This window comes from Pseudomonas brenneri, from assembly GCF_007858285.1.
GTDB classification, from domain to species: Bacteria; Pseudomonadota; Gammaproteobacteria; order Pseudomonadales; family Pseudomonadaceae; genus Aquipseudomonas; species Aquipseudomonas brenneri.
Genome location: NZ_VFIL01000008.1, coordinates 244806 through 258058, shown reverse-complemented (window position 1 = coordinate 258058; position 13253 = coordinate 244806). Strand labels below are relative to the sequence as shown.

Genomic DNA, 13253 nt, shown 5'->3' with positions numbered 1-13253 from the left:
GGGCGCGGCCTCCCCTGCAGTGTAGACAAAGCCTGTTACACCTTCACCTACTACGTAGGTTCGTCCGTCGATACTGCTCCGGCGTACTGCCGGCCTGGCGCTGGAACATCGCAATAAACGCCGAGGCGGTGCTGTAGCCCAGGTCAAACGCTACTTCCTGCACACTGCGGCTGCTTTCCAGCGCCTCAATGGCCGCCAGAAAACGCAGGCGCTGGCGCCACTCACCAAAACTCATGCCCAGTTCACGCACAAATTGCCGGGCCAGGGTGCGCTCGCTGACATGCACCTGCTGCGCCCACTGCGCCAGCGCGCGGCTGTCGCCAGGGTCCACCTGCATGCCTTCGAGCACGCTGAGCAGGCCGGGGCTACTGGCATAGGGCAGGAAACAATCATGCACCGGCGCCTGGCGCAGTTGATCCACCAGCACCTGGGCCAGGCGCACGTCGGCCTCGTTGGCGGGGATGTTGACGTCGCGCTCGGCAAAGTCACTGAGGATGGCCTTGAGGATGTCGCTGATGGTCAGGGTGCAGGGCTGCGCAGGCAATTGCTCGCACAAGGACGGCGCCAGGTACACCGAGCGGTAGACAATCGCCTGGGCGTTGTAGGAGCTGTGCTGGGTGTTGGGCGGGATCCACACCGCGTATTGCGGCGGCGACATAAACCGGTTGCCGCCCACCTCAAAGCGCATCACGCCACGGGCCGAGTAATCCAGGGAACCCCATGCATGTTGATGGCTGGAAGCATGGCTGTCGGCGGCAAACTCCGAATAGCGAAAGTACACCGGGGCCGGCAGTACGTCGAAATCGGGCAAGTTGATGTAGGTTCTGGACATGTTGTCTGGATACAAAGGCGGCTTGTCTGGATCGAAGTATAGGCTTCGATCCAGACAAAGGATAATCAAGCCTCACTAACGTTCCTGGTTCCTTGCGATGCAATACGCTTATCCGCTGCTGGCCATTTTTATCTGGGCTGGCAATACCGTGGTCAACAAACTCGCCGTGGGCTCGATATTCCCGGCCGAGATCGGCTTTTATCGCTGGCTGCTGGCGGCCATCCTGTTTACCCCGTTCATGCTCAAGCCGGTCATTGCCAACTGGGCGCTGATCCGCCCCAACCTGGGCAAAATCGTCATCCTCGGTGTGCTCGGCATGGCGGTCTACCAGAGCCTGGCGTACTACGCGGCGAGCCTGACCAGCGCCACCAATATGGGGATCATCCTGTCGCTGATGCCGTTGATGGCCCTGACCGCCGCCATTATCAGTCTCGGCCAGCGCCTGACCTTCGGCGCCTTGACCGGTGCAGTCCTGTCGTTTGCCGGGGTTGCGGTGGTGGTATCGTCCGGCAGCCTCGGCGCGCTGCTGCAACACGGGGTGAACCTGGGCGACGCGATGATGCTGGTGGCCACGCTGGCCTATGCGATCTACAGCACCCTGCTGAAAAAATGGCAACTGCGCCTGCCGCCCCTGGTGTTGTTGTATTTGCAGGTACTGGTGGCGGTGGTGGTGCTGTTTCCGCTGTTCCTGGCGTCGGACAAGGTCGGCCTGGGCCCCTCGAATATTGGCCTGGTGGTGTATGCCTGCCTGCTGGCGTCGATGATCGCGCCACTTGCGTGGATGCATTCGGTGAAAAACCTGGGGCCGAGCCGCACCACGCTGTTTTTCAATTTGCTGCCGTTGATCACCGCGCTGATTGCCGCGGTGGTGCTCAAGGAGCAGTTGGCGCTGTATCACCTGGTCGGGGGCGTGCTGACGTTGGGTGGGGTGATTTTGTCGGAGCGCTGGACGACGCCGGTAAGGCGCTAAATCCCGGCTGCCTTCAACCGCTGCGCATGCTCGACAAACAGGCGAATCGGCTCGGCGCCCTTGCCCACCAGGCCCAGCGACTGGTTGACGATATCGAAATGGTCCAGCGCATAGTCATCACCAATCACCGTGCCCAGGTGCGAGCTGTAGCGCCCGACCATGCCATCGCACTGGCCTTTCTCCTTGACGAAGGTGCGCGCAAACAGCCGGCAACTGCGGTTTGTACCGTCCAGCAGGTTGCGCCCGCGATCAGTCTTGCCCGGCTGCAAGGTGCCGGACCAGGAGTAATACCGCACACCGTTCACTTCCTCGGCGCCCTGCCCGCCCCAGGTATCGGGCAAGCCCTGGGGGTACTGGCGATTGAACAGCGCCACACCCTCACTGGTCAGTGACTGATGAGAGGCGTGGATATCCGCCGCAAAACGCGGGCCGCGATAGCCGGTTTCGAGCAGCCCCATCACCACGCCCACCAGGCGCAACAACGCACTCATGATCCGCCCCTTGGCGCTATCGGCCGGGTAGTGGGTGTGCAAGTAGTCCGCCAGTTCAGAACCGTGATTGGGCCCGGCCACCGACGTGACCGAGGCCACCCATTCCGGGCGTTTAGCCGCTGCGTAACGGGCGGTGAGCGAACCCTGGCTGTGACCGATCAGGTTGACCTTGTCGGCGCCGGTCTGGCGGCGTATCTGTTCGATCTGCACCAGCAACTGCTCGCCGCGCACCTCACTGGCGTTGAGCGGCGCCACCTGCACCGCAAACACCTGCGCCCCGCCGGCACGCAATGCCGGGACGATCCCGTACCAATACGGGTACAGCACCAGCCGCACAAACCCGAGCATGCCCGGCACCAGGACCAGGGGATAACGTGTAGCCAATGACTGCGGCATGGGGCGAACGTCCGTCAAAGAGGCGATTGAGCAGATCCTAGACCAGCCCTGCGGCAATCGATATGACACCCGGCTACATCCGATAAAACTTTTTGCGCCGCGTAGCACTCACATTTTGGTTTCGGGCTCGTCAGTCAGCCCTTCACCGTCTTCGGCGCCTTGCCTTCCTTCATCTGCTGCAACAGCGGCACACACTGGTTCGGCACATCACCGCTCGGTGCCACCAGCGCCAGCAATCCCGCCGCAGGCCCGACAATCACCCCCAACGCCACCATCCCTGCACCCCGCAGCATTAACGGCACCGCCTTGACCCCGGCATTGGGCTTGATAAACGGCCCGTTGACGTACAACGGCGAGCGCAGCGAGAACAGGCGGAAACCCTTGGACTCCGGGGTAATCGTCAGGTCCAGTTGTTCGCTGGCCATGTTCGCGGTGCCATCGATGTAGATGATCGCGTTCTCGGTATCGAACACAAACAGCCGACTGGTGGCCAGGCCGGTCTTGATGCCGAAGTCCGCCGCCGCGCAGTTGATCTTCACTTCCTTGTCGCCAAACATCTTGCCGACCACATAGTTGCCCACGTTCAGCCCGGCAATTTCCATCAGGCCACGGCTGATCGCGCCGTCGTTGATGAGCATTTTCAGATCGCCATTGGCACTGCCCAAGAGCGCCGCCACCGAGTTGCCACGCCCGGCGATGTCGGCATCGCCGTTGAGTTCGCCGAAGCTGGTTTTCATCGGTTCAAAGGTGGGGAACAACTGCTTGAGCTTGAAGTTGCGCGCCGTCAACTTCGCCCGGCCCTCCAGCGGAGTGATGCGACCATTGAGGCGGACTTGCGCGCTGAGCTTGCCACCCGCCACGCCAAAACGCAGGGGTTCCAGGCTCAATTGGCCGTCGGTCAGCACCAGGTGTGTGTAGAGGTCGGTGAACGGCAGTTCGGCGCTGTGGACAATGCGTTTGCCCGTGAACTCGACATCCGCATCCATATCGCGCCAGCGCTCGGTGCGAAACTCCTCGACCGGCAGCACCTTGGTCGCCGGTTGCTTGCTTTCACCGCCACGGGCCTTTTGCTTGGCGTTGGAGTCAGCACCGATCAGCGGCGCCAGGTCGGCCAGTAACAGTTGATTGGAGACCAGCGCACCACTGAGCTTGGGCCGCGGCTGGCTGGCGACGTAGGCCAGGTTGCCATGGATATCGCTGTTGCCGATCTTGCCGTTGAAGTTTTCATAACGGAACGACGCGCCGCCGGCTTCATGCAATTTGGCGATCAAGCGACCATCGGTGGAATAGGCCGGTGAGTCCGGCAGAGTCACGCCAGTCAGCGGGTAAAGGTTGCCCAGGCTGGTACCGGACAGTTTCAGGCGCAAATCCAGGGCGCCGAGGTTCAGCGGGTCGGTCAGGGTGCCGGCCAGGGCGATGCTGGTGTCACCGATCCTGGCCTGGGCTTGCAGGGGGAATGGCTTAGCGGCGTCCTGCAGGGCCAGCAACCCGCCGATCTTGCCGCTGCCGGCGAGTTTCTGGCCGTGGTACTGACCGCTGACCTTGAGGCCGAAAGCGTAGTCCTGGGGGGCAGAGCCCTTCTCCAGGGCCTTTTTTGCGTCGCGCTCACCGACTATTTCACTGAACGCAACCGGCTTGCCCAGCGGGTCGATCAGCACATCCAGGCGGGTCTTGAGCGTCTGGTCGTCGAGGGTCACGTGGCCCTTGTCGAAGCCGATAGCGCCGATATCCACCACCCAGCTGGACGGTTCGGCATTCGGGTCCTTGGGATCAAATTTGAATACCCAGTTGGCGCGGCCATCGGCCAGGCGCTGCAACTCGGCGCTCGGTTCGGTCAGGTCGATACGCGGAATCACCACGCGCTGGGCCAGCAAGGCCAACGGTGAGATACGCAATTCGACACGCTTGAGGCTGACCATCTGCGGTTTTTTCGACCACTCGGGGTTGCCCAGGCTCAGGTCCTCGGCCACCACATGGGGCCACGGCACCCAGGCCCGCCAACCGCCCTCGTCCGGCTCGCGCTGCCAGACCACGGCCAGGTTGCCATTAATGGCAAAGGTGCGATGCAGCTCTTCGGAGACTTTGGCATTGAGTTGCGGCTTGATCCGGTTCCAGTCGAAGAACACCAGGATCAGCACGACGGCGGCGATTAACAGAACGAAGCAAGCACTGCTCCAGGCGAGAATTTTACGAGTGCGCGTCATTGCACAGGGCTCCTGATTACGACTGCGCGTGCCAGTGGCAACGCGCGCAAGGACTAAAGCTTATATGGCTACGACTGGCAAATGGCCTGGGGGTTTAACCGCAGAGTGGAATTAGCGGCGAAAAGCGCTTTTTCTGACTAATCCGACAGCTTCTTTCATCAACGGCGCACCGTTGTTACCCACGCCCGTGTCGAAAATACCCACATCGGTGCAAAAGCGCGTGCTTGAGACGCGCGTTCTAGAGCCATCGCGTAGAACAATCAATTCTGTTGATTATTACCATTGTGTTTATGAACTTTTATATCGAGTTATCGAGAGTAGCATTAGCTCTGTACCCACTTTATCGCCCTCCCAAGGAGCAACTCATCATGAAACGCCAATTACTGCTCAGTGTTGCACTCTCTGTCCTGGCCACCAGCGCTTTCGCCCTGCCAGCTGCAGAACAAGCCATCCCACAAGTCAAATCTGACGCTGTACACATCAGCCAGACCGTTGCCGAAGGTGGCCGCGATCGCCTGGAACAGAAAGGCCTGGTCGAAGGTGGCTCGGATCGCCTGCAAGAACGCAATGCCGTAGCTGAAGGCGGCCGCGATCGCCTGGAACAGAAAGGTCTGGTCGAAGGTGGCTCGGATCGTCTGCAAGAACGCAATGCCGTAGCTGAAGGCGGCCGCGATCGCCTGGAACAGAAAGGTCTGGTTGAAGGTGGTTCTGACCGTCTGCAAGAACGTAACGCCGTAGCTGAAGGCGGTTCCGACCGTCTGGCTGAAATGCATAAAGCTACGAGCTAAGCCTGTGCTGGCCCTGAAAAAAGCCCGATCCCCTGCGATCGGGCTTTGACTTTGTGTGACCCGCAACACCCTTGTCTCGCTTGAAGTTCGACGCCGGTAAAGTTGATTTGCTAGAGTGCGTCGCTGTCCTTGCCTACAAAGCCCACCCGCCCATGCTCCCCCGCGCCGAACAGAAGCAACAGACCCGCCTTGCCTTGATGGACGCAGCCCGCCATCTGATGGAGGGTGGACGAGGGTTTGGCAGCCTGAGCCTGCGGGAAGTGGCCAAGAGCGCTGGCATCGTGCCGACCGGTTTCTACCGTCACTTTGCCGATATGGACCAACTGGGCCTGGTGCTCGTCAGTGAGGTCGGCCAAACCTTCCGTGCCACCATCCGCCTGGTACGCCACAACGAATTCGTCATGGGCGGCATCATCGATGCCTCGGTGCGGATCTTTCTCGATGTGGTCGCGGCCAACCGTTCACAGTTTTTATTCCTCGCCCGCGAGCAATACGGCGGTTGCCTGGCCGTGCGCCAAGCCATCGGCGCCTTGCGTGAAGACATCACCTCGGACCTGGCGGCCGACCTGACGCTGATGCCCAAACTCCAGCACCTGGATGCCGAGGGTCTGCATGTGATGGCCGACCTGATCGTCAAGAGCGTGTTCGCCACCCTGCCCGACATCATCGACCCGCCCGCCGCCGCCCTGCCTGCACACCTCACACCCCAGGCCAAGATCACCCAGCAACTGCGCTTTATCTTTATCGGTCTCAAGCACTGGCAAGGCCTGGGCAGCACCGAATAGAGCGATCAACGCACCGCGTAGAAGCGTTTGGCGGTGGTGTAGTTCTTCTTCCAGTAGGTGTTGGCCAGCGAATCAATGCGGATGCTTTTGCCCGGGCGCGGTGAATGAATGAATTTGCCTTCGCCGATGTACAAGCCGACATGGCCAACCTGGCCGCTGCCATTGCCCCTGAAAAACACCGCATCGCCGGGTTGCAGCGCATCGCGCTTGATCGTTGCCGCCGTTGAGCGGTGCATCGCCGAGGTGGTGCGCGGGATAACAATATTGGCTTGGGTCTTGAACAGATAGACCAACAGACCGCTGCAATCGAACCCCTGATCCACCGATGCCCCTCCCAATTTGTAAGGCTTGCCCAACAATTCATAGGCGCGGTCGACAACGTTGTCGATGGCAGGCCTGGGCACGGAACTGAACGAGGCCAGTGACGTACCGCGTTTACTGACGTTGGCCCAGGACGATGACGTCAGCGCAAACAGGCCGACAATAACTACACCTAAAAATGACTTGAACATGATGAACGTCGCGATGGATTAAACAGGGGCGAAATCCTAGTGAAACGACGTAGAACGAGATGAACGGAAACTCTCAGATCGTTGTAAGACACATCCCAAAGCCCCTGAAGCCCGTAACCAACTGCACAACTTCGGCGCCAAAAGCCGCCACCGCGCACCAAAATGAGTCATGCCTCGCGCAACCTGTTGCCCCAATGAGTGGCAGACACTCGATTCCTACGTCGTTTTCCCACATCCAGCCAGATTGGCAAGCCCCTTGCTCTAGCCTGTTTATCGCTCATAGCTGGAAGCTTCCTGATGCTGGTGATCCACCGCCGAATCGCCCCCCAACCCGTCTGGGCCGCAGAGTTGTTGCTGAACTTCGACGCTCGCAGCAAAAGCCGCCTGCGCTGTTTCAGTGCCGAGGGAGAAGACGTCGGCCTGTTTCTGGAGCGTGGCCAGCCGCCGCTGCATGACGGAGAATTCCTACAGGCTGAAGACGGACGTGTCGTACGCGTCTGTGCTCGCCCTGAACAACTGCTGCATGTCACCTGCAGCAGCGCCTTCGAACTGACCCGCGCGGCCTATCACCTGGGCAACCGCCACGTGGCCCTGCAAGTGGGAGACGGCTGGCTGCGGCTGCTCGATGACTACGTGCTCAAGGCCATGCTGGAGCAATTGGGCGCCCATACCGAAACCCTCGAAGCACCGTTCCAGCCAGAACACGGCGCCTATGGTGGCGGTCATCATCACTCGCGCCATGGTGATGAAGACTTCAACTACCCGCCCAAACTGCATCAGTTCGGCGTGCGCCTGTGAACCCGGCCTGGGCGCTGTTGCGCCTGGCCAGTCCGCAATTGCCGATTGGCGGCTACAGCTATTCACAGGGCCTGGAAATGGCCGTGGAGAATGCCCGTGTCAGTGATGCCGACAGCGCCCGACGCTGGATCAGCGACCAGTTGCTGCTCAACCTGGCGCGCTTCGAAGCGCCGTTGCTGCTCGCCCATTGCCAGGCCGCCGCAGCCCAGGACTGGGCGCGCCTGCGCCAACTCTGCGAGGAGCATCGCGCCAGCCGCGAAACCCGTGAGTTGTTCCAGGAGAGCCGGCAGATGGGCTATTCCCTGCAACAACTGCTCAATGGCTTGCCGGAGTTGGATGAAGCCGCCCGCGATTTTCTTACGGCAACCCGCGAGCCGCATTTGGCCCTGGGCTGGGCGCTCGCGGCTCGCGCCTGGACGATCAGCCCCGACGATGCCCTGGCCGCCTGGCTCTGGAGCTGGCTGGAAAACCAATTGGCCGTGCTGATGAAAACCCTGCCCCTGGGCCAGCAAGCCGCCCAACGCCTGACCAGCGAACTGCTGCCCCTGCTGCAACAGGCCCAGCAGGACGCCAGCCAGCGCGACCCTCATCATTTTGGCAGCGCCGCATTCGGCCTGTCCCTGGCATGCATGGCCCACGAGCGCCAGTACAGCCGCCTGTTCCGTTCCTAGGAGAGCCCCATGAACACACAACCCCTGCGCGTCGGTATCGGCGGCCCCGTTGGCTCCGGCAAGACCGCCTTGACCCTGGCGCTGTGCCTGGCCCTGCGTGATCGCTACAACCTGGCGGTGGTCACCAACGACATCTACACCCGCGAAGACGCCGACTTTCTGGTGCGCAACCAGGCCCTGGCGCCCGAGCGGATCATTGGCGTGGAAACCGGCGGCTGCCCGCACACGGCGATCCGTGAAGATGCATCGATCAATCTCGAAGCGGTTGATCAACTGAACCGACGCTTTCCCGGCCTCGACCTGATCCTAGTGGAGTCGGGCGGCGACAACCTCTCGGCCACCTTCAGCCCCGAACTGTCAGACCTGACCATCTATGTGATCGATGTATCAGCCGGCGACAAACTGCCGCGCAAAGGTGGACCGGGAATCTGCAAGTCCGACCTGCTGGTGATCAACAAGATCGACCTGGCGCCACTGGTCGGGGCCTCGCTGGAGCTGATGAACAGCGACACCCAGCGCATGCGCAATGGCAAACCCTTTGTGTTCAGCAACCAGAAAACCGGCGTCGGCCTCGACGAAATCGTCGCCTTTATCGAACGCCAGGGCCTGCTGACCGCAGCCTGATCCCTCTTATCAAGGAGCTGTCTTATGAGCCTCAACAAACTGTTTGCCACCCTCGCCCTGCTACTGGTCCCGGCCCTGGCCTTTGCCCATCCGGGTCACGGCGACAATGGTCTGGTAGCCGGCATCAGCCATCCCCTCGGCGGTCTCGACCATTTGCTGGCGATGCTGGCCGTCGGCCTGTGGGCGGCGCAGCAACAAGGCGCGGCGCGCTGGGCCCTGCCTTGCACCTTTGTCGGCACCATGCTGCTCGGTGGCGTGCTCGGTTTTGAAGGGTTGGCCTTGCCGGCCCTGGAAAGCGGGATTGCCGCGTCGGTACTGGCCCTGGGCCTGGCGGTGGCTTTGGCGATTCGTCCGCCGGTGGCGGTGGCGGTAGCTGCAACAGCCGTGTTTGCCCTGTTCCACGGCGTGGCTCACGGCCTGGAACTGCCGGATATGACCAGCCCGTGGGCGTATGCAGCCGGGTTCGTGGGGGCGACGGCTGTGCTGCACGCGGCGGGTTATGCAGTGGTGCGCTTTCTGCCGGCTGCGGCGGCGCCGCTGGTGCGGGTGGCAGGGGCGGCTTCGGCGGCGACTGGGGGTTGGTTGCTGGCGGGCTGAGTGATGCAGCGCTGTTGAGGGCCTCTTCGCGAGCAAGCCCGCTCCCACATTTGACCGCATTCCAACGATGGAACCCGGTCAAATGTGGGAGCGGGCTTGCTCGCGAAAGCGGTAGCAAAACCACCGCTGCCCCCAAGCCTGCTACCATGCGCGGCAAACACCCCTGCCGTGACGACACCAGCCGATGCCCATCGCTCCAAGCTCTGCCAACAAGCCTCAACTGAACGCTGTGCTCACGCACTTCAACGACCTGATCGTGCCGCTCTGGCAGGGCCCAGGCTGGAATGCCGAGTTGGCGTTGCCCTATGAAGCACTGGATGCCGATCACCAGCCATTGGCCCCGCAGCGCTACCGCGCCATGGCCTGCGCCCGGCAGCTGTATGTGTTTGCCAGCCTGATCGGCGAGCCCGGCAAGGACTTTGCGCAAGAACGTGCAGCGGCGTTGTTCCGCTCGCTGCAACGGCACTTCCACGACGCCGAGCACGGTGGCTGGTTCTACAGCATCGACCCCCACGGCAAGCCGCTGGACAAGCGCAAAGACCTGTATACCCACGCGTTTATCATCTTCGCCTGCGCCCATTACTGGGCCAAGGTCCGCGAGCCGCTGGTGGAGTCGGTGCTCAACGCCGCCCTGGAAGTGGTCGCCGAGCGCTTTGCCACGGGCGACGGCTTGTATGAGGCCGTATTGGAGCGCAACTGGTCGTCCCTCAAGTCCGGCCCGCTGCAAAACCCGCTGATGCATCTGGCCGAAGGTTTCCTCGCCACCCTCGCGGTACGTGAAGACCCTGCGGTGCAACAGGCCCTGCTGGCACTGGCGACGGCCATGCAGCAACGCTTTATCGAGCGTCAGCACGGCGTGATGATGGAAAAGCCCCTGGGTGCTGTGGATAACTGGTTCGAGCCGGGGCACCAGTTCGAGTGGTTCTTCCTGCTGGAGTCCTCGCCCGTGCTGCGCGGCACGCCCCTGCACGCTTCGCTGAGCCGGGCGTTTGCCTATGCCGAGCAGATGGGTGTGGATAACGTGAGCGGCGCAGTCAGCGGGATGCTGGCACTCGATGGCAGCGTGCGCGACGGCACCCAGCGGATCTGGGCCCAGGCCGAATATCTGCGCGCGCTGACGCTGCGGCCAGGCAGCGAGGCGGTGCTGGAGCGCCAGTTGCTGGCGTTGCAGCAGCATTTCCTGCATGCAAAGGGCTGGAATGAGTGCCTGGATGCCAAGGGTGAGGTGAGCCGGCGGGATATGCCGTCGACTACGCCCTACCATTTGGCGACGTGCTATCAGGGCCTGATCGAGTTTCTTGGCTGAATTCAAAGGCCCCATCGCGAGCAAGCCCGCTCCCACACCTGAATGGGTTCACACATCAAAATGTAGGAGCTGGCTTGCCTGCGATAGCCTCACCTCGGTCTAACTGACTATCAGGCAATCCACTTGCGATCCCCGGTAAAGCTGATGGTCAACCAGCGCGCCTTGTCCGCCGCGCCCAGCCCTGTGGATATCTCTTCACGCAGCTCATCGAGTGTCGCAACCTTATCCACCGGGTAATCGGCCGGCAACACCACATGAATCTCGATAAACCGCGCCCGCCCGTGTTTCTGCACGTAGGACACATAGTCATCGAAGCCATGCCGGGCCTGGGCCGCATCCATCACTTCGCGCACCTTGTCGTCCAACTGGTCCGGGGCAATCCCCAGCACATCGCGCAAGGCCGGGCGCAGGATCTTCAAGGCCGGCGCCAGCATGCTCAGGGCCAGCAGGATCAGGATCAAGGGGTCGACATACACCGCCCACTCGCCATAGCCCTGGGACTTGAGCAGCAACGCAGCGAGGAAGCTCACCAGCAGGCCCACGGAGAGCATGGCGTCCACCAGCCAACTGATGTTGTCGAACTGGATCAACGACGACTTGAGCGTGCGATTGCGGTAGCGCACGTAGAAGAAATAGGCGAACTCGACCACGGTAAACACCGCGGCATAGATGATCACCAGCCCCAACTCGATCTCGCGCCCGCCATTGATAATGCCGAACACCCCGTTGAGAAACGCGTAGATAGCAATCAGTAGCAGGAAACTGCCCTCGATCAGCAACACCATGGGCTCCAGGTGCCAGTAGCCGAACTGGAAGCGCTCGTTGCTTTTCTTGGCGATCAGCTTGGCCGTGATCAGCATCAGCACCTTGATAAAGGTTGCGATCAGCGAGAAAAAGCCATCGAACAAAATGGATTGGGCGCCTGATATCACACCCGTGACAATCCCGGCGATCGCCACGGCGAACATCAGGATGGTCGATTGTTTGAGCAGTGCCTGCTCACCTCGGTTACTCACATATCCTCCTGTCAAAACCTTTAAACCGCTGGGTACGGTGGGGTTTTCAGGAGTGGAGTGTACCTTATGCCCTGTTTTGACCGATCTGACGCCTTCGCGAGCAAGCCCGCACACATTTGGATTTGTGAATACAGTCGAATGTGTGTGTGGGTTTGCTCGCGAAACAGGCGGCGCGGTCTCAAGCCTTACTTGGCCCCACGCTCAATCGCAAACCCAGCCCAGGTCTGGCTCACCGGCATCAGTTCCAGGCGGTTGATGTTCACGTGCGCCGGGGTGTTCATCACCCAAAAGATGGTGTCGGCAATGTCCTGCGGCTGGATCGGCTCGGCGCCGGCGTAGGTGGCGTCGTAACGCGCCTGGTCACCGCCAAAGCGCACCAGGGAGAACTCGCTTTCGCACAGCCCCGGCTCGATGTTGGTCACGCGCACGCCGGTGCCTTGCAGGTCGCAGCGCAGGTTCAGGGAGAACTGTTTGACGAACGCCTTGGAGCCGCCATACACGTGGCTGCCCGGGTATGGGTAATTGCCGGCGATGGAGCCCAGGTTGATGATCCCCGCGCCACGGCCATGGGCGATCAGGCGCGGCAGCAGCAGGCTGGTGGTGGTCAGCAGGCCTTTGATATTGGTGTCGACCATGGTTTCCCAATCGTCGAGGCTGCATTTGGGCGCAGGATCCGTGCCCACCGCCAGGCCCGCATTGTTGATCAGCCCGCGCAGCTTGCTGAACGGCGGTGGCAGGCTGGCAATCGCCTCTTCCATGCCCTTGCGGTCACGCACGTCCACCACCAGGCCATGCACCTCGGTCTGCTTGGAAAGCTCTTCGACCAGGGCATTCAAGCGCTCGGCACGACGACCGGTGAGCACCAGTTTCCAGCCGGCCTCGGCAAAGCGACGGGCACAGGCTTCGCCGAAACCTGAGGTTGCGCCAGTAATAAACAGCGTGTTGGACATGGTGTTCTCCTTGCGGGCATCGGGAAAAAATCAGCCAGCAGAATGCCCTTACCCCGCCGTCCCGGCAACCGCTAAGCGCACAACTTGATACACCCTTGATCATTTTTTAACCATCTTGACCAATGACCTATGAACCGTGGCTTACAGCCATGTGCGCGCAGGTTATCCACAGCTGCGCCCACAGTCTTTGGGGGCAAGTACGAAACCCTGCAGGCCGCTGAGTACGAGGCTTTCAGGGCGATTCAAAAAGTTTTTTGCTTGACCTTGGACCGGCCATATGTAGGCCTCTGCAAAAGGATGTGTCGAGGGACAT

14 protein-coding genes are annotated in these 13253 nt (G+C 61.2%); 8 read left to right on the top strand and 6 right to left on the bottom strand.

Annotation, left to right across the window (positions count from 1 at the left end; all coding sequences use genetic code 11):
• Nucleotides 1–43: 43 nt before the first annotated feature.
• On the bottom strand, nucleotides 44–832 hold the full coding sequence (locus tag FJD34_RS19210) for an AraC family transcriptional regulator (RefSeq protein ID WP_032862400.1): 789 nt from the start codon (nucleotides 830–832) through the stop codon (nucleotides 44–46).
• Between the two features lie 97 nt (nucleotides 833–929).
• Between FJD34_RS19210 and FJD34_RS19205 the strand changes: the two genes are divergently transcribed.
• The gene (locus tag FJD34_RS19205; protein ID WP_032862390.1) at nucleotides 930–1802 is read left to right on the top strand and encodes a DMT family transporter; all 873 of its coding nucleotides are present in this window, start codon (nucleotides 930–932) and stop codon (nucleotides 1800–1802) included.
• Here FJD34_RS19205 and FJD34_RS19200 read toward each other — a convergent pair.
• Nucleotides 1799–2689 (bottom strand): esterase/lipase family protein, encoded by an 891-nt coding sequence (locus tag FJD34_RS19200; RefSeq protein ID WP_065942865.1) that lies wholly within the window; start codon nucleotides 2687–2689, stop codon nucleotides 1799–1801. The two genes, FJD34_RS19205 and FJD34_RS19200, sit on opposite strands and share 4 nt — an antisense overlap.
• Nucleotides 2690–2823: 134 nt before the next feature.
• Nucleotides 2824–4893 carry an AsmA family protein gene (locus tag FJD34_RS19195; RefSeq protein WP_090292854.1) on the bottom strand — a complete coding sequence of 690 codons (2070 nt, stop codon included), beginning with the start codon at nucleotides 4891–4893 and terminating at the stop codon, nucleotides 2824–2826.
• Nucleotides 4894–5261: 368 nt separating this feature from the next.
• On the opposite strand from FJD34_RS19195, the gene FJD34_RS19190 reads away from it, so the two are divergent.
• Complete coding sequence (locus FJD34_RS19190) at nucleotides 5262–5681, top strand: hypothetical protein (protein ID WP_082445654.1); 420 nt, start codon at nucleotides 5262–5264, stop codon at nucleotides 5679–5681.
• A gap of 152 nt (nucleotides 5682–5833) precedes the next feature.
• Nucleotides 5834–6466: a TetR family transcriptional regulator gene (locus tag FJD34_RS19185; RefSeq protein WP_029300780.1), complete on the top strand. Its 633-nt coding sequence runs from the start codon at nucleotides 5834–5836 to the stop codon at nucleotides 6464–6466.
• A gap of 5 nt (nucleotides 6467–6471) precedes the next feature.
• On the opposite strand, the gene FJD34_RS19180 is transcribed toward FJD34_RS19185, so the two are convergent.
• A complete protein-coding gene (locus FJD34_RS19180; RefSeq protein ID WP_032862395.1) occupies nucleotides 6472–6978 on the bottom strand; it encodes a C40 family peptidase in 507 nt (168 codons plus the stop codon).
• A gap of 297 nt (nucleotides 6979–7275) precedes the next feature.
• Here FJD34_RS19180 and ureE point away from each other — a divergent pair, with 297 nt between their 5' ends.
• The 5 genes from ureE (at nucleotide 7276) to FJD34_RS19150 (ending at nucleotide 10974) form a co-directional block, all read left to right on the top strand.
• The gene (gene ureE, locus FJD34_RS19175; protein WP_065942867.1) at nucleotides 7276–7776 is read left to right on the top strand and encodes an urease accessory protein UreE; all 501 of its coding nucleotides are present in this window, start codon (nucleotides 7276–7278) and stop codon (nucleotides 7774–7776) included.
• A complete protein-coding gene (locus tag FJD34_RS19170) occupies nucleotides 7773–8447 on the top strand; it encodes an urease accessory protein UreF (RefSeq protein ID WP_032862397.1) in 675 nt (224 codons plus the stop codon). The genes ureE and FJD34_RS19170 overlap by 4 nt, the downstream gene beginning before the upstream one ends.
• Nucleotides 8448–8456: 9 nt before the next feature.
• The gene (gene ureG, locus FJD34_RS19165) at nucleotides 8457–9071 is read left to right on the top strand and encodes an urease accessory protein UreG (RefSeq protein WP_017849719.1); all 615 of its coding nucleotides are present in this window, start codon (nucleotides 8457–8459) and stop codon (nucleotides 9069–9071) included.
• A 24-nt stretch (nucleotides 9072–9095) separates the two neighbouring features.
• The gene (locus FJD34_RS19160) at nucleotides 9096–9668 is read left to right on the top strand and encodes a HupE/UreJ family protein (RefSeq protein WP_032862398.1); all 573 of its coding nucleotides are present in this window, start codon (nucleotides 9096–9098) and stop codon (nucleotides 9666–9668) included.
• A gap of 184 nt (nucleotides 9669–9852) precedes the next feature.
• Complete coding sequence (locus FJD34_RS19150; RefSeq protein ID WP_090292852.1) at nucleotides 9853–10974, top strand: AGE family epimerase/isomerase; 1122 nt, start codon at nucleotides 9853–9855, stop codon at nucleotides 10972–10974.
• A gap of 110 nt (nucleotides 10975–11084) precedes the next feature.
• On the opposite strand, the gene FJD34_RS19145 is transcribed toward FJD34_RS19150, so the two are convergent.
• Together FJD34_RS19145 and FJD34_RS19140 are read right to left on the bottom strand one after the other, a co-directional pair.
• Nucleotides 11085–11990 carry a cation diffusion facilitator family transporter gene (locus FJD34_RS19145; RefSeq protein WP_065942870.1) on the bottom strand — a complete coding sequence of 302 codons (906 nt, stop codon included), beginning with the start codon at nucleotides 11988–11990 and terminating at the stop codon, nucleotides 11085–11087.
• Between the two features lie 185 nt (nucleotides 11991–12175).
• Nucleotides 12176–12940: an SDR family oxidoreductase gene (locus FJD34_RS19140; protein ID WP_090292851.1), complete on the bottom strand. Its 765-nt coding sequence runs from the start codon at nucleotides 12938–12940 to the stop codon at nucleotides 12176–12178.
• Between the last annotated feature and the right edge of the window lie 313 nt (nucleotides 12941–13253).